The sequence below is a fragment of the Chromobacterium paludis genome (assembly GCF_008275125.1).
Classification (GTDB): domain Bacteria; phylum Pseudomonadota; class Gammaproteobacteria; order Burkholderiales; family Chromobacteriaceae; genus Chromobacterium; species Chromobacterium paludis.
Genome location: NZ_CP043473.1, coordinates 1,644,425 through 1,662,180, shown reverse-complemented (window position 1 = coordinate 1,662,180; position 17,756 = coordinate 1,644,425). Strand labels below are relative to the sequence as shown.

At 62.7% G+C, this 17,756-nt stretch carries 15 protein-coding genes and 2 riboswitches; of the genes, 2 read left to right on the top strand and 13 right to left on the bottom strand.

Features of this window, described 5'->3' with window-relative positions; genetic code table 11:
• Positions 1–5: 5 nt before the first annotated feature.
• From FYK34_RS07590 to FYK34_RS07555, 8 genes are all read right to left on the bottom strand, one after another.
• Entirely contained in the window at positions 6–536 is a 531-nt protein-coding gene (locus tag FYK34_RS07590) for a hypothetical protein (protein ID WP_149295801.1), read from the bottom strand.
• Positions 529–2,067 carry a peptidoglycan DD-metalloendopeptidase family protein gene (locus tag FYK34_RS07585; protein ID WP_149295800.1) on the bottom strand — a complete coding sequence of 513 codons (1,539 nt, stop codon included), beginning with the start codon at positions 2,065–2,067 and terminating at the stop codon, positions 529–531. Before FYK34_RS07585 ends, FYK34_RS07590 begins: the two co-directional genes overlap by 8 nt.
• Positions 2,060–5,059: a type VI secretion system Vgr family protein gene (locus FYK34_RS07580; RefSeq protein ID WP_149295799.1), complete on the bottom strand. Its 3,000-nt coding sequence runs from the start codon at positions 5,057–5,059 to the stop codon at positions 2,060–2,062. The genes FYK34_RS07585 and FYK34_RS07580 overlap by 8 nt, the downstream gene beginning before the upstream one ends.
• Positions 5,060–5,235: 176 nt before the next feature.
• The gene (locus tag FYK34_RS07575; protein ID WP_168209675.1) at positions 5,236–5,904 is read right to left on the bottom strand and encodes a TIGR02117 family protein; all 669 of its coding nucleotides are present in this window, start codon (positions 5,902–5,904) and stop codon (positions 5,236–5,238) included.
• A 109-nt stretch (positions 5,905–6,013) separates the two neighbouring features.
• Positions 6,014–6,628, bottom strand: a complete 615-nt coding sequence (locus FYK34_RS07570) for a trimeric intracellular cation channel family protein (RefSeq protein WP_149295797.1) — start codon at positions 6,626–6,628, stop codon at positions 6,014–6,016.
• A gap of 134 nt (positions 6,629–6,762) precedes the next feature.
• Positions 6,763–6,860, bottom strand: a riboswitch (glycine riboswitch).
• Between the two features lie 4 nt (positions 6,861–6,864).
• Positions 6,865–6,951, bottom strand: a riboswitch (glycine riboswitch).
• A gap of 110 nt (positions 6,952–7,061) precedes the next feature.
• Positions 7,062–8,363: an MFS transporter gene (locus FYK34_RS07565; RefSeq protein WP_149295796.1), complete on the bottom strand. Its 1,302-nt coding sequence runs from the start codon at positions 8,361–8,363 to the stop codon at positions 7,062–7,064.
• Positions 8,364–8,398: 35 nt separating this feature from the next.
• Complete coding sequence (locus FYK34_RS07560; protein WP_149295795.1) at positions 8,399–8,623, bottom strand: hypothetical protein; 225 nt, start codon at positions 8,621–8,623, stop codon at positions 8,399–8,401.
• 57 nt (positions 8,624–8,680) lie between these two features.
• Complete coding sequence (locus FYK34_RS07555; protein WP_149295794.1) at positions 8,681–9,862, bottom strand: M20 aminoacylase family protein; 1,182 nt, start codon at positions 9,860–9,862, stop codon at positions 8,681–8,683.
• 97 nt (positions 9,863–9,959) lie between these two features.
• Here FYK34_RS07555 and FYK34_RS07550 point away from each other — a divergent pair, with 97 nt between their 5' ends.
• A complete protein-coding gene (locus FYK34_RS07550) occupies positions 9,960–10,880 on the top strand; it encodes a LysR substrate-binding domain-containing protein (protein ID WP_149295793.1) in 921 nt (306 codons plus the stop codon).
• Positions 10,881–10,970: 90 nt separating this feature from the next.
• Here FYK34_RS07550 and FYK34_RS07545 read toward each other — a convergent pair whose 3' ends face one another.
• The 3 genes from FYK34_RS07545 to FYK34_RS07535 all read right to left on the bottom strand — a co-directional run bounded on the left by FYK34_RS07545 (position 10,971) and on the right by FYK34_RS07535 (position 15,041).
• A complete protein-coding gene (locus tag FYK34_RS07545; RefSeq protein ID WP_231137400.1) occupies positions 10,971–13,328 on the bottom strand; it encodes a DUF3141 domain-containing protein in 2,358 nt (785 codons plus the stop codon).
• 185 nt (positions 13,329–13,513) lie between these two features.
• Complete coding sequence (locus FYK34_RS07540; RefSeq protein ID WP_149295791.1) at positions 13,514–14,059, bottom strand: GNAT family N-acetyltransferase; 546 nt, start codon at positions 14,057–14,059, stop codon at positions 13,514–13,516.
• Between the two features lie 40 nt (positions 14,060–14,099).
• Positions 14,100–15,041, bottom strand: a complete 942-nt coding sequence (locus FYK34_RS07535) for a LysR substrate-binding domain-containing protein (RefSeq protein WP_149295790.1) — start codon at positions 15,039–15,041, stop codon at positions 14,100–14,102.
• A gap of 106 nt (positions 15,042–15,147) precedes the next feature.
• Between FYK34_RS07535 and FYK34_RS07530 the strand changes: the two genes are divergently transcribed.
• On the top strand, positions 15,148–15,756 hold the full coding sequence (locus tag FYK34_RS07530) for an FMN-dependent NADH-azoreductase (protein WP_149295789.1): 609 nt from the start codon (positions 15,148–15,150) through the stop codon (positions 15,754–15,756).
• 76 nt (positions 15,757–15,832) lie between these two features.
• Here the strand turns inward: FYK34_RS07530 and FYK34_RS07525 are convergent, their stop codons facing one another.
• On the bottom strand, positions 15,833–16,618 hold the full coding sequence (locus FYK34_RS07525) for a substrate-binding periplasmic protein (RefSeq protein ID WP_231137399.1): 786 nt from the start codon (positions 16,616–16,618) through the stop codon (positions 15,833–15,835).
• Between the two features lie 36 nt (positions 16,619–16,654).
• A complete protein-coding gene (locus tag FYK34_RS07520; RefSeq protein ID WP_149295787.1) occupies positions 16,655–17,491 on the bottom strand; it encodes a substrate-binding periplasmic protein in 837 nt (278 codons plus the stop codon).
• Positions 17,492–17,756 lie beyond the last annotated feature (265 nt).

Genomic DNA, 17,756 nt, shown 5'->3' with positions numbered 1-17,756 from the left:
TCTCCTTATGGTGCGCCACTATCTTCTAGGTAGGATTGAAGAAATGATTTATTTTCTCCAACCAAATTACCTATTTCAATGCTGATACTATTTTCATTATTTAAAGGTCTGGTCCATCCAACTCTTTTTGTGGTGGATTTTGTGCTGTCAAGTGCATAGCCTTTCCCATTTTTATTTTGTATGCTCTTTAGCAGTGCGAGATATTTATTGCTTGGTGCAAGTAGGCCAAAGTAATTGCTTGTGGTTTTATTGTTTTTGATTTCTTCATTGAATCCTAGAGTGTAGTCTTCGTTGCTGATTGTACAGCGATAGATGTTTTGATAGTTTTTTTGGAATAGATAACTATCTTTCCCATTGTCTGCTTTGCAGTTTTCTTTTATTTTTCTGATGAAACTGCTGCTCGATTTCCCAACAGTATTTTTCGACTGTGAGACTAAAGAGTAAAGTTCTTTCTGGCTAAGATCTGCTGCGATTGCTGTGGTTGATGTTGAGTAAATGGCAGTTATAATAAAGTAGGAGGTTGTTTTTCTAATCATCTGCGGCATCCAGGGTTGCAGTTGGGTTAATTAAGTCGCTTCTTCTTCGAAATGGTTTAGAGCCATTGGAGAGTGTGGCTTTGATAACAGAATCTGAGGAGTTATACATTTCAAAATGCAGCATGCATTGTTTGTACTTTTCTCCACTCGGCATGATTAGCTGGCCAACTTTGGCTATGGTTTGTCCACGTTTAATGGTGTCTCCAACTTTGACTACAATACTTTCTGGGTCTACTTCACCATATCGTACGATAAAACCATCATGGTCAATGCTGACTTCGTTGGTCTTCCAGTAAAAACCGTGTGTAAAGACCACCTTTCCATCGGCCACTGCTCGAATTGGTGTTCCAGCGGCTGCGTATATATCACAACCCGCGTGTTTTCTAGAATTTGATCGATTATGACCAAATTCTCCAGGGGTGCCTGGCTTGTAGCTTTTTCTATTGTGGCCAGCGATAGGGAATAGAATTTTTGCGATCGAGGTCGAGTCGGATTTGGTTCTTCCGATAGTTTCATTCGGATGGCCATCCTCATTTCGATGAGATAGCACCTCATGAGTGCTATGCGCTGCAGGAGGAGGTGCCGTCTTCGCAGATTTTTTCTCTGGTGTTTCCTTATTTTTCTTCGGTGGTAATTTTAGCTCTTGCCCAACGGTAATGCTATTCGGATTATTGATTTTGTTTGCTTTGCATATCTCAGCAATGCTGGTGCTATATAACATAGCTATCTTGGAGAGCGTTTCTCCCTTTTTAACGATATGCGATGTGGTGCTCTTAGGTACGGGCTTGCCAATGTGTTTTTCTGTCTGAGAATTGTGTGCAATTTTATTGCGAATGATGTCTATCGCAATTTCAGCTGCTGTGATGGCTTCATCATAAACTTTTACAAGTTCTCCTTTCGAATTTTTAACCCAAAGCTTGAACTGTTCGCCAATCTTGTCGGTCAGAATGACTGGCAATTCTCCATCTTTATTAGTCTTAAGATTTTTTTCAAATTTTCCGACGGTAAATTTGACCTCGCGATTGGCGATAGGATGGTCAACACGACGGATTCGGACCTTTAATTTCGCGACGTCTTTGTACCGGAAAAATTTGAAATCATCTTTTTCAGCGCCAGAAACCTGTACTTCTTCTAGCAGGGAGAAATTCCAGGAGGGGGTCTTTTTATAAAGCTTCTCTTGTGCTTTGGGGCTGTAGTATAAAACTGCTCTTTTGGCATTGTCGGCGGCGTTACCCGCATAGATAGGCGCGACGGACGACTTTAGTAAATCAATTTTACCAGAATGCGGTGTGGCCATGCCATTGACAAGGTAGTTATACGCTTCTTGGTACGGTTTGTTTTTCTGAGTATAGGCGTCAAAGCCAGTATTTTTGACAATGTCTGCAGGAGTTTTGTATTTCTTCCACTCGCGGCCTTGCTTAATGCGGTTCATTATCACGTTAGCGATGGCTTGCCACGATGCTGTGCTTTGTCCAGCCGCCTCGCCATAGATGGTGGCAACAAATACATAAAAATCGTTATCTTCAGTCATGGCTATCAATCAGGTTGATGACTTCGTCTTCGTCAGTATCTTCGGCAAAATAATGATGATCTTTTATCACCGACCATGGTTCTTTTACATTCTCGACAATAAGAGTGAGGTTTTGGTGTAATTCTGAATAAACCCTGTCGGTTTCACCGGATTTGGAAAGTGTGCCTGTCAACAGCGTCTTATTGTTTGAAGGGTCGATATAGGTGTATTTGAGACTAGCTGAATGATTGGCACCGGATAGTAGATTCATCATCAATTGGTTGATGGAAATTTGCTTGCTGGTTTTTTGCTCCTCAGCAAGCGACATGGCCGGGAATGCTATTTTCAATTGCGCCGGCCCGCTCAAGCTGTGGCTAGCCCCCTTCACGCTGACCGCACTGGGGCAGTGGATTTCGATATTGCCGCCGGCGATGCGGATATAGCCGCCGCCGCTGGCGAGCAGGATTTCCTGGCTGGCGGCGATCTGCACCTTGCCTTTTACTGACGTGATGGTCACATCCTTATCCGCCGTCAGCTCCATAGCATCGCTCTGCGCCTGCACCTGCACTTTGCCCTTGGCGGCGATCAGCTTCAGCGCCACCTTGTCTTTCACCCCGGCCACGAACAGGCTGATGTGCTGGCCCACGTTGTGAATCCAGCGCCGGCCCGTGGTGTGGTTGGCGTCGCGCTGGGCGACCAGGTTGAGGTTGGTCCCTGCAGAGACGGTTTGGCTTTGTTCGGTCAGGGAGGCGATGCCGGCCGGGCCGGACAGGATCAGCAGCGGCTGTTGGCCGGCTTGTTCTTTCGCGGTTTTGCCGTCTTTGTCGGTGTTGCTGCCGGCTTCCCAGGCTTTGAGCGCGTCGACGTGGTGCTGCAGGTGCCCATCTGGCTTTTTGCCGGTTTTGGCGTTGTCCGGGCCGATTTCGTCGGGGCCGGTTTCCATGGTGTCGGCGAGCTGCCCGCTGGCGGTTTCGGCCAGCGCTTGGCTGAGCGACAGCGCCGCGTCGAGTTGGGATTGGGCGTGTTCGCGCGCCAGCTGTTTGCCGCCGGCGCCGTTCTGCGCTTCGGTGGACAGCAGCAGGCCGTGGGCGGCGCGGATGGCGCCGTGCTGGTCGGTGCGCAGCTCGAAACCATCGCCGCGCGGCTGGGCTTTGCCGTGGCTGCGCGGATGGGTGAGGAAGCCCTGATTCAGCTGGGTCTTGCCGGATTCGCTGGATAGTTTGGCGCGCACTTCGCCGGGGGTGTCGTCGAACAGCAGCTCGTTGTAGCCGCCGCCCTGGTGTTCTTTCGATTTGATGCCGGACAGCGTTTTGTTGGCGGGCAGCGCGCCGGCGCCGCTGAAGTCCGGCGTCGGGTGGCTGCCGTTGTACAGCACGCCAGTGATCACGGGGCGGTCAATGTCGCCTTCGATGAAGTCGACCAGCACTTCCTGGCCGATGCGCGGGATGAACTGGTGGCCGAAGCCGGCGCCGGCGCTGGGCATGGCCACGCGCAGCCAGCAGCTGGATTTGTCGTCGAGGTTGGCGCCGAACTGGGCATGTTCCTGCGGCCGTTGCCAGTGGAACTGCACCTTGATGCGGCCTTGGGCGTCGGTGTAGATCTCGTCGGCGGCTTGGTCCGTCGGTTCGGCCGGGCCGACCACGGTGGCGGTTTGCACGCCGAGCGAGGTGGGTTTGGCCTGCGCGGTGTGGGCGTAGGCCGGGGTTAGCGGGATGCCGCGGCGCTGGGCCTGGATGCGGGTGGTGAAGGGGCTCTCGCTCGCGGCGAGACGCCCCCTCTCCCCCTGCCCCTCTCCCGCGAGGGGAGAGGGGAGGAAACGACCCTTGCCAGCGCCGTTCTCTTGCAAAGCGGCGTCGGTGGCGAGCCCTGCCGCCAGCAGGCCCGGCGCGGCCAGGCTCAGTTGCTGGGCCAGGTCGGCCGGCAGGTTGTTGCGGGCGTGAAGGGTTTGGCCGGTGACGACGAATTCGCGGTCTTGCGCGCTGTCGGTTTCGTGCGCCGGGTGGTCGTCCAGGCGGAACCACTGGCCGGCGGTCAGGCCGCGCAGGGTGCCGCCGCCTTCAAATTGTTTGGCTTGCAGGTCGTAAGCCTGCTGCCGCAGCTGGGCGTAGCGGGAGAGCGGTTCGGCGCCGCCGGCGTAATACAGGCCTTGCGGGTCGTAGTCCTGCAGGGTGGATTGCAGCGCGGCGCCATCCTGGCCTTGCTCGATGCGGCTTTGATCGCCCACCTGCTGGGTGGACACCGGCTGGTAGTCGAAAGTGGCCAGCGCCACCTGGCCGGGCACGATCTGGCGCGCGGCCTGCCAGTCGGTCAGGCCGTCTTCTTCCTCGGTGGCGTCGGCGCGGTGGAAACGCGCGCGCTCGATCTGGGCCGGCGGCAGGCTGTAGACGTCGTCGAACACCACCAGCTTGACCTGGGGCGCGTCGCCGTCCACATGCTCGAAGCGCCAGGCGTAACCCTCTTCGTGCATCAGTCGCACGATGAAGTCGTAGTCGCTCTCGCGGTATTGCAGGCAGTAGCTGCGCGCATCGGCCTGGCCCACTTGCAGCGCCAGCGCCTGGCCGCGGGCGAAGGCGGGGTTGGCCTGCTGATGCTCGGTCAGGATCTGCTCGATGATCTGCGGGACGGTCAGGTCCTGGAATACGCGCGAAGTGCGGCGGTGGCGCAGCAGGGCGAACGGCGGTTCGATGGTCAGCGCGTACTTGGCGAAGCCGCCGTCCGCGCCTTCCAGCTTGGCCTGGCTGACCACGCCGCAGCGGATGGACTCGCCGCCCTGGGCGTCCTCGATGCCGATGCGGGCCGGCAGGCCAAGCAGGGTCTTCAGTTCGATGGCGCCGTCGGGCGACAGGCAGCGGACGGTGAAGCGATACGGCCGGGACACCCCTTCCTCGCCGTCCAAAGCCAGCGGCAGCAGCTGTTCGGCGGCGATGCTGCCGGCGCCGAGCGACAGCGTGAGCTGGCGGCGGTCCTGGGTGAAGGCGGAGGCGAAGCTGGCAAGGAGCTGGGAAAAGTCCATGATCTATGACATGAGCAAACACGCCCTCGCTGTGAGGGCATGAATGGATGAATTGGGGGATGGCGCATCTTAAATGCGTCAATAAGCCTGTTGCAACTGATGTCCGACAATCTTCAAAAAAACCTGCACCAAAGTACAGGTATGTCAGCAAAGCCAGACATGCTTATCGGCTGGGTTCAGGCGTGCCAGAACAAAGCCTGCGCAAACGGGGACCACAGCGCGGTGCACACGCCAGCGGCCGCCAGCGCATCGCGGACCCACTGGTTGCAGGTGGTCAACGGCGAATAGTGGCCTTGCGCCGCATAAAAGGCGTCGTTGGCGTCGTAGCGATAGGCGCTCAGCCATTGCGCCTGGCCAGCGGGCGTCTGCTGGACGCTGGATTCGATGTAGGCGGCGAGACGATGGTATTGCTCCGGCGACAACAGCAGGCGCCGCGTGTCTTTGCCCACGGTTGGTTGAGGCTGATATTCCACATGCAGCACGGCCTCGTCATGCGCCAAGGCTGCTAATGCCTTGCCCGGTGTCAAATCCGACCAGTGCTGTGTCTCCAGGAAAAAAGTGCGGCTGCCCCAGCCTACGGCGACATAAGGCGAGGCGCCAAAACGGTCTGGCCGGGCGATGTGCTGGACGGGAAAGCGGGCGCGCCAATCCACGCCTGCCGCGCTTACCGGCATGACCAGGCTGATGTGCACGCCATTGCTGTCCAGGTAAACCGGCACGCCGCTGGCGGGAGGCGCGTAGTCGCGCTGATTGGGCAAGATACCCAGCACCAGCGCGGCGGCTAAGTAGCCGGCGATCAGGATGAGAAAGCCGAGCAGGGCGCGGGGCAGGAGGCGACGGATCATGGGGAGGCGTGACGTTGAACAGCGCGCATGATGGCATTGATGCGCTTGTGATTTCAAGGCGGCGCCTTGCCATGCAAATGAAATGCGCCCCGAGTGGGGCGCATTGACATTAGTGATGCTCATGCCGATAGGCGAATACCGGTAGTTGCCATTCGCGCCATAACGCGGTCAGGCGTAAGGCCAGGCCAAAGGCGAAGCTGGCGGCAATGTTCCAATCATGTTGAATATTCATGGAGGACAGGCCCAGGTAGAGGATGGCCACCAGCAGGGATACGCTGGCATAGAGCTCGCGGCGGAACACGATGGGCACGCGGTTGCACAGCACGTCACGCAAAATGCCGCCGGCGATGCCCGTGATCATGCCGGCCATGGTCACGATGACCGGGTGGTAGTGCATGCCCAGCGCCACGTCGCAGCCGATGATGGTGAAGGCCACCAGACCCAGCGCGTCCAGCAGCAGGAACAGGCGGTTGAGATGGCGCATGTAGCGCGAGATCAGCACGGCGGCGATGCCGCCGCTGATGACCAGCAATACGTATTCCGGATGCTGGGTCCAGCCTATGGGGTAGCGGCCCAGCACGATGTCGCGCACGGTGCCGCCGCCCAAGGCGGTGAGGAAGGCGATGACGCTGACGCCGAAGATGTCCATGTGGCGGCGACCGGCGGCCAGGGCGCCAGTCATGGCTTCGGCGGTGATGGCGATCAGGTAGATCAGGCTCAGCATGGTCGCGCCTCCCGGGTGTCGGACGCGCAGACGAGAAGGATGCTTAAGATGGAGGGCGCGGGCATGGGCCGGGCGCCGCCGATGATGCGTGCGGACAAGGCAGTCTCCTGGATGGAATTCCGGTGGACGGAACAGCCTCTCCCCTTGTCCTTTTACCTGAGAGTTGCATGGCCGGCGGCCACTTGCCCCTTCGGTGGGCCGCGCGCGGCGGCCTCTCTCCAATCGGCTTGAATCAATATTGCGCTGCGGTACGGCTTGCCTGAGCGATTATGGGAGTTTGCGTCTTCGGCGGGGGCTGGGCCCCTCTCTCCCGCAGTGCAGCAAATATTAGCTTTTCGTGTTTGGATAGTCAATGCTCTCTCGTTATCGGCGCAGGAGGGCGGGCGAAGCGCCTCGGAGATGGACTTAAGCTGGCCGCGTGAGGCGACGGGCCTCAATCCGGCGCATGCTCCTCGCGAAAGGCCAGCAGCGCCAGCAGGCTGGCCGCGCCGCAGGCCATGAGGTACCAGGCCGGGGCCAGCGGGTTGCCGCTGACGCTGATCAGCCAGGTGACGATGAACTGGGCGAAGCCGCCGAACAGGGTCACGCCGCAGGCGTAGACGATGGCCAGGCCGGTGGCGCGGCTGTGGCGCGGAAAGGCTTCCATGATGAGCAGGAAGCCGGCAGGACTGCCCAGGGCCAATAACGAGCTCATGGTCAATGCCAGCAGCACCGCGGCCGACAGCGAAGGAGAAGCGTGCAGCAGCATGAAGCAGGGCAAGGCCAGCAGCACGGACAGCGCGTTGACGGCCAGCAACAGCGGCTTGCGTCGCGGCAATCGGTCCGCCAGCTTGCCGGCCAGCGGCGAGGCCAGCAGCAGGACCAGTCCGGCCGCGCAGCCGGCCAGCAGCGCGGAGGCCGGCGGCTGATGCATCACCTTGATCAAATACGAAGGCAGGTAGTGGCCGACCACATACATATTGGCGGTGCCGCCCATGATCAGCATGACGCCCAAGGCGAGCTGGCCGCGCCGGGCGCGAATCAGCTCCGCCAGGCGGGGCTGGGCGGCCGGCTCGGCATGATGGGTTTCGTCCAGGCGGCGGCGGATGTAAAAGCCCACCGGCCCCACCAGCAACCCCAGCAAGAAGGGCAGGCGCCAGCCCCAGCTCTCCAGCGCCTCAGGGCTGAGGAAGCGGCTGAGCAGGGCGCCGCTGAGCGCGCCTGCCAGCACTGCGCCGCCCTGGGTGGCCATCTGCCAGCTCACCATGAAGCCGCGGCGCTTGTGCGCGCCGGACTCCATCAAAAAGCTGGTGGCCGCGCCCACTTCGCCGCCGGCGGCGAAGCCTTGCAGCAGCCTGCCGGCCACGATCAGCAAGGGCGCCAGCAGGCCTATGCGGTCGTAAGTGGGGGCCAGGCCGATCAGGGCGGTGCCGCCGGCCATCAGCCAGATGGTCAAGGTCAGCGCCGGTTTGCGGCCGGCGCGGTCGGCGATGCGGCCTATCACCACGCTGCCCAGCGGGCGCATGACGAAGCCGATGCCGAAGGTGGCCAGCGCCATCAGCAAGGAGCCGTACTCGCTGTGCGAGGGGAAATACAGTTTGCCGATCAGCACGGCGAAAAAGCTGAACACGGTGAAGTCGTACAGCTCCAGCCAGTTGCCCAGCGACACCGCGACGATGGCTCGGCGCGATGAGGCGGCGGGCACAACTGGCGCAGCCGGCGCCTCGGTCGCGGGGGCGGTCAGCGTCTTGTTCATATGCAGTTCCTTGATCGGGATAGGGGCGGGCGGCTTCAGAAATAGTTGTGGAACAGGCCTACGGCGGCGCCGATGGGCGTGGCGCCTAGCCGCAGCCAGGCCTCGCGCTTGCATAGGGCGCCGTAAGGGACGGCGCCGGCTTTCTTCAGCATGCCGTTGAACAGGGACAGCCCTTGCCGGCGGGGCGGCAGGAAAGCGCCGGCCCACGCGCATGGGGCCAAACAGGCCGCCGGCAGGGGCGGCCAGGGATGACGCAGCATGGATTTCTCCTTTGTCTGGCGATGCCGGCTGTGCCGCCGGCTTGATCGCGATGCGTCTCAGCCGCGCAGATAGTTTTCCGCCAGCCGCGCCCACAGCGAGGCGCCCACTGGCAGGGCCTGGTCGTTGAAGTCGTAGCCGGGGTTGTGGACCATGCAGCCGCCGCGGCTTTCGGTGCCATTGCCCAGCAGCACGTAGCAGCCCGGCTTCCTCTCCAGCATCCAGGCAAAGTCCTCGCTGCCCATCATCCCTTGCGGCGGCTGGATCAGACGTTCCGCGCCGGCGTGCTCGCGGATCAGGTTGGCCAGGAAGCGGGTTTCATCCGGGGTGTTGACCAGCACCGGCGCGATGGTGCGGTAGTGGATATCCGCTTCCACGCCATAGCTCTGGGCCTGCAGCCGGATGGTTTCATGCAGCCGCTGCTTCAAGGTGGCGTGGACGTCGCGGCTCAGCGCGCGCACGGTCAGCTTCATTTCCGCGTGTTCCGGAATCACGTTGTGCGCCTTGCCGGCGTGCAGCGCGCCGACGGTGACCACGCCGGCCTCGGTGGCGGGGATGTTGCGCGCCACCAGGGTTTGCAGCGCCATCACGATGGATGAGGCGGCGACGATGGGGTCGCGGCCGAAGCTGGGCATGGCGCCGTGCGCGCCCACGCCCACCAGGCGCACGTCCACGCTGTCGGACGAGGCGGCCATCGCGCCTTCCTTCAGCGCGAAGCCGCCCACCGGCAGGCCGGGCGCGTTGTGCAGGGCGTAAACGGCGTCGCAGGGGAAGCGCTCAAACAATCCATCCTGCAGCATGGCCGGCGCCCCGCCCAGGCCTTCTTCCGCGGGCTGAAAGATCAGGTGCAAAGTGCCGGTGAAGCGCCGCGTCTCGGCCAGGTATTTGGCGGCGGCCAGCAGGATGGCGGTGTGGCCGTCGTGGCCGCAGGCGTGCATCTTGCCGGGGCAGACGCTGGCGTAGGGCAGACCGGTGCTTTCTTGTATCGGCAGCGCGTCCATGTCGGCGCGTATGCCGAGCGCGCGCGGGCCGTCGCCGGCGCGCAGCGTGCCTACCACGCCGGTTCGGCCGACGCCCTCATGCACCGCATAGCCCCACTGGCGCAGCTTGGCCGCCACCAGTTCGCTGGTCTGTTTTTCCTCGAAGCCGAGTTCTGGGTGGGCGTGGATCTGTCGGCGCAGCTGGATGAATTCATCCAGGCTGTTCAGGATTTCCGGCAGGATGAAGGTATCGTTTGCCATGGCTGGGTCTCGTGTTGGAAAGGCGCTGAACCATGCTAGGCAAAACTATTTGCCTTGAATAAGCACAAATATTGATAGCCATAACCGGGAGTTATCCATGAGCTTGCTGAAGCAACACCAATTGCGGGCCTTGGTCGCGGTGGCGGACCACGGCAGCGTCAATGCGGCGGCGCGCGCGCTGTGCGTGACGCAGCCCGCCATCACCAAGGCGCTGCGCGAGCTGGAGGCGGAGCAAGGCGTGCCCTTGCTGCTGCGCAACTCCTGGGGGGTGACGCTGACCGATGCCGGCCAGGTCTTGCTGGGCTACGCGCGGCTGGTGATGCGCGAGCTGGAGCGGGCGCAGCGGGAAATGGACAGATTGCGCTCCGGCCGGGAATGCAGCCTGCGCATCGGCCTGACGCCCTTGGCCGGGCTGGAGGTCTTGCCGCAGGCCTTCGCGGCCTTCCGCAAGGCCATGCCGCAGGTGAAGGTGGACTTTCTGGAATTGAATGGCCCCCAATTGCTGGACGGCTTGCGCAGCGGCCAGCTGGATTTCGCGCTGGGCGCATTCGCCGCGGTAGGGGACGATCCCTTTGTGCGAGCGGAGCGATTGTTTTCGTCGCGCGCCGGCTTCGTCGTGCGTGCGGACAGCCCGCTGCGCCATGCCGTTTCCCTGGACGCGCTGCGGGAGGCGGAATGGCTGCACGCGGACCCCAGCGGGCAGTACGAGCGCTTTGTCCAGGAGATGTTTGCCGGGCAAGGCCTGGCGCCGCCGTCGCGCATCACGTGCTGCACGTCCAATGTGCTGTTTTGCGGCCTGCTGATGACGATGGACGCGGTGGTGCCGCTGTCCAATCAGGCCTTGCGGGCCACGCTGACCGCGCAGCGCTTCGTCGAGTTGAAGCTGGAAGCCCGCCCGCCGGATGTGAGCTTGCTGCTGCTGATGAGGGAGGGTGCGATTCTGAGCCGCGCCGCCGAGCGGTTCATTGACCGGGTGCGGGAGGCGCAGCGGGGAGACGCTGCCGGTCTGCCGGGGTGATGCGCATTCCGGCGCGGACGCTTGGCCGGTCTGCCGCCGCGGAGGCGATTGCAAACAACCGGGACGCCTGCTGGCGTCCCGGTTCGTCCATCAGGACTCCTTGGGCGGGTTTGCCGCAGGCTTGGCGGGCTGGGCCTGGCCGTTGGTCTTGGCGGACGGCTTGCGGGCGGCGCTGCTGGCCGTTTTCGTGCCGGTCTTGGCCTGAGAGGCGGCGGCTTTGCGCGCCGGGCTGGCCTTGGCCGGCGCGGCAGTCGCGGCGGTGGGCGCTTCCGGCTGAGCGCTGGCGGCCGTCATGGGGCGGATCTCAGACTTGTCCAGCACGGTCAGGCGGTCCTGCTCCGACAAGCCCAGCGCATCGGCCACCTGTTTCAGCCGCGCTTGCTGTTCCGCCGGAATGTCATGGCGGTTCACCAGCAGCAGGTCGCGCACCAGCATCCATGCTTGATGGCGGATGTGCTGTTGCGGCAGCAGCGAGCCCAGGCCATTCAGCGCGCGCTGAGGGTCGGCGCGCACCAGCGAAACCTGGCGGCGTATGGTCTGCTTCAACTGCATCAGCGTCAGCGGATACTCCTTATGGACGCCGCGCATGGTGCGGCGGATGGCATTGAAAGGACGCTCGTCTATTGCGCCCATGCCATTGCCGACATACACCAGCAGCCTGACGAAGCCGTCTGCCAGCGACCCCTGTTCGAAGCAAGGGTCCAGCGCTTCGCGCTTCAGGCGCGCCAGTTCGCGGCTTTCCCAGGCCAGCGCCTGGCTGCGCGGCTCGCCGGCCGGCTGCACGCCGACCAGCGTGGCCAGCTGCGGCGATTCGTAGACGGAGCGGAACAGCTGTTCCTGCGCCGCGTCGCGCAGGTCGCGGTAGCGGTCCAGCGACTGGACGATGAGGTCGGACATGCGCTCCTGCCATTGCCATAGCGGGTTGTCTTCCGCCACCGGGCGGCGCTGTTCGCGGACGTGGGCGGCCAGGCCGGGCAGCCACCACAGGAACGGGTTCTTGGGCGAGATCAGCGTGCGTTCGAAGCGGGCCGGATGCAGCTCGCGCAGCAGGCGGGCGCTGGCTTCGTTGCTGAAGGCGCGCACCACCGGCGACAGGTAGCGGTTGTATACGCCCTGGTTGATTTCGGACACGCGCTTCACCACTTCGAAGGCTTGCTCGTCGTCGCGGCCGTCGTCCAGCGCCAGGATGTCCGGCACGTCGCGCGCCTCAAAGCGGATGATGTAGCGGCCTTCTATGTATTCCTGGCCCGGAGAGTCCGGCGCGATGTCCTCGATGACGGCTTCGTACAGGCCCGGCGCCAGCACGTCGATCAGGTCCAGCGCGCTGGCGAATTCGCTGTGCTCCTTGTTGGCCACGCCGGCGGAGACGAAGATGCCCAGGTGGCCCACCTTGTTGTGCAGGCAGTAGACGATGGTTTGCTCGTTATTGCGGATGTCTTCCACGCTGTCGTAAAGGTCCGCGATCCAGTTCAGCGCCTGTTGCGGCGGGGTGATGTTGTCGCCCCAGGACGCGAACACCATGATGGGCGAACGGATGTTGCGCATGTCCACGCGCATGGTGCCGTCGTGGCTGGTGATCTTGCCGTGGACCAGCTCGTTGCCGACGAACAGCTTCTGCGTGATCCACTCCATCTCCGCCTTGTTCAGCAGATAGTGGCCGCCCCACCAGCGCTCGAAGTCCAGGTAGCGTTGCGGTTCGGTGTCCACCTTGGAGTACAGGTTGTAGGACTTCTTCCACAGCGTGTTGGCCGGGTCCAGCTTTTCGAAATTCTCCACCAGATGGGCGCCGTCGAAGTGACCGTTGCCCAGGTCGCCGGCCAGGGAGGCGCTCCAGGTGCCGCCGTTCAGGCCGCCGGCGTAGCGCATCGGGTTCTTGCCGCGCACGCCGGCCCAGTAGGACAGCGGCGAGCCGGCCAGCAGAATGGGGCCGACCAGGTCCGGCGCCACGGCCGCGAGCATGGCCAGCGCCCAGCCGCCCTGGCAGTTGCCGATGACGAAGGGCTTGCCGTCGCTGTCCGGGTGCAGTTCGTTGACGCGGGCCAGGAAATGGCCCTCGGCCTTGGCCACGCTCTCTATGGTCTGGCCCGGCACCGGCTGCGGGAAGAACATGACGAAATAGCAGGGATGGCCTTGCTGCAGCGCGATGCCTATCTCGCTGTCCATCTTGAAGCCGCCAATCCCGGGGCCGTGGCCGGCGCGCGGGTCGATGACGACGAAGGGGCGCTTGGCCGGATCGGTGGCCGGGCAGCCTGCAGGGGGCTGAATGGAGGCCAAAGCGTAGTTGGCCGGGTCGGGCAGCTCGCGGGCGTCCATGATGATTTCGTAGTCGAACACCAGCACCGGCGGCTTGCCGCTTTCGCAGTGCTCCAGATAGGTGGCGCCGCGCTGGTACAGGGTGTCCCAGTACAGGACGCCGCGCTGGCAGGCATCCAGCCAGTAATCAAACAACGGTTGGGCGAACGGTAGATTCCCGGCTCGAACTGCAGTAGCTGACCACATTGCAACCCCTTGTTTTTGGATGAGTGGAAACGGTATGGCGGCCCACGGCGATGGCCTTGGCTGCCACTGTACTCGTTATTTGCTGCATTGCAATAAATGCGGATGGTCTGGGGCCGCAGTGTGGCGCGCAGCCATCAGCTTGTTGCGCTGCAACTAGGGGTTCGAGCGGCTTGGGGCGGCAGAGTTTCCAGCGATTTGACCATGACCACGCTCTGGTAGGCTTTGTCCGGCCATTGCAGCGGCGCCTCCTCGACATAGCCGCGCCGCGCGTAGCGGCGCAGCAGATGGGCGGCATCGCGCGCGGTGTCCAGGCGGATGGCGGCGCAGCCCTGGGCGCGGGCCCAGTCTTCCGCCGCCTGCATCAGCCATTCGCCCAGACCCAGGCCCTGGCAGCGCGGGGCGACGGCCAGTTGCACCAGCACGGCAGTGTCCGGCTGGCGGAATTGCGGACAATGCGAGGTGAGCAGGGCGCGGTGCACCGTGACGGTGCCTGCCAGCTCATCTTGGTGCCATGCCAGCAGGCAGTGGCCGCCGCGGATGCGGCGGCGAGTGACCTCGGGACTTTGGTCAACGGCGGTGTAGCGCAGGCCCATGGCGGCCAGTTGGGCGTAAGCCTGGTGCAACAGTACGGTGAGTTGCTCGATGGAGTCGGTTTCGGTCAGCGGGCGCAGCGTGAACATGGCATCGTTTCCAAATGGCGATGCCAGCGCCTAGCAAATGTCATGCCGGGCGGATGTCGGCGCGCCCCCAGTCGCCGGCCATTTCCTCGCTGATCAATTCTTCGGCGATGAAGTCCAGGAAGGCGCGCACCGCCGGCGACAGGCCGCGCCGGGTCGGGAAGGCGGCGTGCAGGATGCCCCAGGGAAAGTCGTATTGCGGCAGGATGCGTTTGAGCCTGCCGTCGGCCAAGGCCTGGTGGCAGACATTGGCGGGAAGGGCGGCGATGCCCAGTCCGGCGACAGCGGCCTCCTGCAGCACGATCATGTCGTCGGTCATCAGCCTGGGCGCGTCCAGGTGGATGGTGTAGGTCTGGCCGACATTGTCCAGCAGCAGCCATTGTCCGCGGCCATCCGGCCGGCTCATGGTCAAGGCGGGCAAGGCGGCCAGTTTTTCCGGCGCCAGCGGTTCGCCATGCCGCAGCAGGAAGCCGGGGCTGGCCACCAGGATGAAGCGGCTCTTGCCCAGGCGCCGCACCACCAGGCTGGCGCTGTCTTCTATCACGTTGCGCACGCGGATGGCCACGTCCACGCCTTCTTCGATCAAATCGACGCGGCGATTGGTGGACTCCAGCAGCACCCGGACTTGCGGATGTTGCGCCAGGAAGCGGGGCAGCGCCGCGCTGAGCATGGTCTTGCACAGCAGCTCCGGGCAGCTGACGCGGATCGCGCCGCGCGGCTCCGCGCTGCTTTGCAGAATGGCTTCGTCGGCGGCCTCGGCCTCGGCCAGCATGGCTTGGCAATGCTGGTAGTACTGGCTGCCTATCTCGGTCAGCGACAAGCGGCGGGTGGTTCTTTGCAGCAGGCGGACGCCCAGCCGGCTCTCCAGCTCCGCCACGCGGCGCGACAAAGTGGACTTGGGCATGCCCAGCGCGCGGCCGGCGGCCATGAAGCCGCCATGCTCGACGACTTTGGCGAAGTATCGCAAATCGTTCAGGTCCTGCATGATTGTCTCGCTTATGGAACAATGTTTCCGATTTTAGCAGTCTAGTCCGGATTGTTGCGCCTGCCTATCATGCACTCATTCCCACCTGACACAGAAAGACCCGATCATGAAACTGCTGCACCTTGATTCCAGCATCCTGGCCGACAACTCCGTCACCCGCGAACTGTCCGCCGTCGTGGCCGACGCCATCCGCCAACGCCACGTTAATGTGGAAACCAGCTACCGCGATCTGGCGGCCAATCCGATCGCCCATTTGTCCGGCGAGATCGTCGGCACGCGCTTCGCGCCGGAGTCGGACTGGACCGCGACCCAACGCAGCGAAGCCGCGCTGAGCGACGCGCTGATCGAGGAGTTCATCGCCGCCGACGTGCTGGTGATAGGCGCGCCGATGTACAACTTCTCCATCCCGACGCAACTGAAAAGCTGGATAGACCGCGTGGCCGCCGCCGGCCGCACTTTCAAGTACACCGAAACCGGCCCGGTGGGCCTGGTGCCGAACAAGAAGGTCGTGATCGTGTCGGCCCGCGGCGGCGTGCACAGCAGCGAGCAGGGCAGCCTGATGGACTTCCAGGAAGACTACCTGGTGAAGGTGCTGGGCTTCCTGGGCGTGAGCGATGTGGAGATCATCCGCGCTGAAGCCATCGGCATGGGCCCGGACAAGCGCGCCACGTCCATCCATCTGGCCAAGGAGGCCATCGCCAAACTGGCGCTGTAAGCCATTAGCCTATGCGCCTACCTCAAGCGGCTCCGTCCCTGGCGGAGCCGTTTGGCATGGGTGAACGATGGGGCGCTTATTCCAGCGGCGGCTTGAGCACCTGATCGACGCTGGGTTCGGTCAGGTAGCGCAGCATCAGCGCGCGCAAGGCGCCATCGCGGTACATCTGGCGCAGCGCCTCCTGCCACAAGGCGGCGGCCCTGGCGTCGAAACGCGCCTTGCTCAGCGCGATGCCGCCGCTGATGATCTCGCTGTCCGGAAAGAAATCATGCACGGTCACGCGCTGCTGGGCGCGATGGCGCTGCAGCCAGGGATCGAAGCTGATGGGATGGCCGAAGACGGCGGTGACGACGCCGTTGCACACCATTTTGTACAAGTCGTCTTCATTGCTGGCGATCACTAATTTACGCTCGCGCTCCAGCGCGCTCAGCAAGGCATCCTCTTCCGGGCTATGGCGGTAGCCGCGTATCACGCCCCAGCGCAGGCCCGGCGTTTTCAGCAAGGCGTCCAGCGTGTCCGCGCGCGCATCATGGTTCACCAGCACCAGATTCTTGCTGCGATTGTATGGCAGCAGCCAGAGAAGGCGCTGTCGCTCCGGCGTGATCAGCGTGGAGGTGCCGATATCCGCCTGTCCGGATTCCAGCAGCTTCAGCGCCCGTATCCGCGGGTAGCCCTGTTCGTCGCGAATGGCGCAGCCCAGACGCTGCGCGAGCGCATGGACAAGGTCCACGTCGTAGCCGGCGCCGCGATGGTAAGCCACGCCGAATTCGTAATAGGCGATGGTCAGCCCGCCGTTGGGACAGGCGGGGTTGGCCGCGGCCTGCGCGGCGCCGGCGCATGACAGGGCCGCCAAGATTGCCAATCGGCGTAATGTCCTAGACAGGCGGCCGCTCATCGCTCAATCCAACGGCTGCTGCATCATTTGCCTGGCGGCGCCCTCGCTGAGGTAGCGCCGCAGGATGTCCAGTAGGCTGCCGTCCTTATACATGTTCAGCACTTCCTGATGCCAGCGCTCTGCCGCCGCTTGGCTGAAGCGCGCCTTGCTCAGCGCGATGCCGCTGGCCAGGGTCTCGCTGTTGGGAAACAGGTCCAGCACCGTGATGCGCTTGGCAACCAAGGGATCGCGCAGCCAGCGGCCGTAGCTGGACGGATGCGCGAATGCGGCGGTGATGATGCCGTCGTCCAGCATGCGGTACAGATCATCCTCGTCATCCGCCACCGACAGCCGGTGTTGCGCGTCCATCTGGGCCAGTAGTTGATCCTGTTGCGGGCTGTGGCGATAACCGCGCACTTTGCCCCAATGCAGGGCGGGGTCGTTCTGCAGGTCCGCCAGCGTGCGCGCCTTGATGGAGGCGTGCAGCAGCACCATGTTCTTGGTGTGGTTGTAAGGATAGATCCAGGCATAGCGGAGGCGGTCCGGCGTGGCGAGGGTGGAGGTGCCGATGTCGATCTGGCCGGTTTCCAGCATTTTCAAGGCCCGTATCCGGGGCAGCTCCACCTCGTCGGCTATCGGGCAGCGCAGGCGCTTGGCCAGTTCGCGCACGATGTCCACGTCGTAGCCCTTGCCGTCTCGATAAGCGGCGCCGAATTTATAGAAGCCGACCCGAATGGGGCCGTTGGGGCAGGCGGAGTTGGCGGAAGCGTGGGCGGCGGGAAATGCCAGCAAGCCAAGCGCAAGCAAGCCTGGCAGCAGGCGACGGGCAAAAGCATGGCAGATCGAGGCAAGGACAAGCATGGCAGGGAACCTGTGCTGCAGCCGGCGTCAACTGCAGCCGGCTCATTTCCTAGGATTTCCCGATGATTATAGCCAAGGCGCCTTCGATATGGGCATAGCGTGGCGGAAGGCGGTTGAGATTGGGTGTGCGGATCGCGTTTGCGCTGCGCCAAATCCGCAGGGCCGGGCGCCTGTCGCGCCGACGCTTGCTTGTTCCGCGCGGGCAGCGCATGGCTATGCGGCGCGCGAAACGCGACGATTCGTCGCAAAGCACACCCGGCGCGAC

Coding starts and splice junctions, on each gene's coding strand:
- FYK34_RS07590 (WP_149295801.1), bottom strand. CDS start 536: ATGATTAGAAAAACAACCTCCTACTTTATTATAACTGCCATTTACTCA.
- FYK34_RS07585 (WP_149295800.1), bottom strand. CDS start 2,067: ATGACTGAAGATAACGATTTTTATGTATTTGTTGCCACCATCTATGGC.
- FYK34_RS07580 (WP_149295799.1), bottom strand. CDS start 5,059: ATGGACTTTTCCCAGCTCCTTGCCAGCTTCGCCTCCGCCTTCACCCAG.
- FYK34_RS07575 (WP_168209675.1), bottom strand. CDS start 5,904: ATGATCCGTCGCCTCCTGCCCCGCGCCCTGCTCGGCTTTCTCATCCTG.
- FYK34_RS07570 (WP_149295797.1), bottom strand. CDS start 6,628: ATGCTGAGCCTGATCTACCTGATCGCCATCACCGCCGAAGCCATGACT.
- FYK34_RS07565 (WP_149295796.1), bottom strand. CDS start 8,363: ATGAACAAGACGCTGACCGCCCCCGCGACCGAGGCGCCGGCTGCGCCA.
- FYK34_RS07560 (WP_149295795.1), bottom strand. CDS start 8,623: ATGCTGCGTCATCCCTGGCCGCCCCTGCCGGCGGCCTGTTTGGCCCCA.
- FYK34_RS07555 (WP_149295794.1), bottom strand. CDS start 9,862: ATGGCAAACGATACCTTCATCCTGCCGGAAATCCTGAACAGCCTGGAT.
- FYK34_RS07550 (WP_149295793.1), top strand. CDS start 9,960: ATGAGCTTGCTGAAGCAACACCAATTGCGGGCCTTGGTCGCGGTGGCG.
- FYK34_RS07540 (WP_149295791.1), bottom strand. CDS start 14,059: ATGTTCACGCTGCGCCCGCTGACCGAAACCGACTCCATCGAGCAACTC.
- FYK34_RS07535 (WP_149295790.1), bottom strand. CDS start 15,041: ATGCAGGACCTGAACGATTTGCGATACTTCGCCAAAGTCGTCGAGCAT.
- FYK34_RS07530 (WP_149295789.1), top strand. CDS start 15,148: ATGAAACTGCTGCACCTTGATTCCAGCATCCTGGCCGACAACTCCGTC.
- FYK34_RS07520 (WP_149295787.1), bottom strand. CDS start 17,491: ATGCTTGTCCTTGCCTCGATCTGCCATGCTTTTGCCCGTCGCCTGCTG.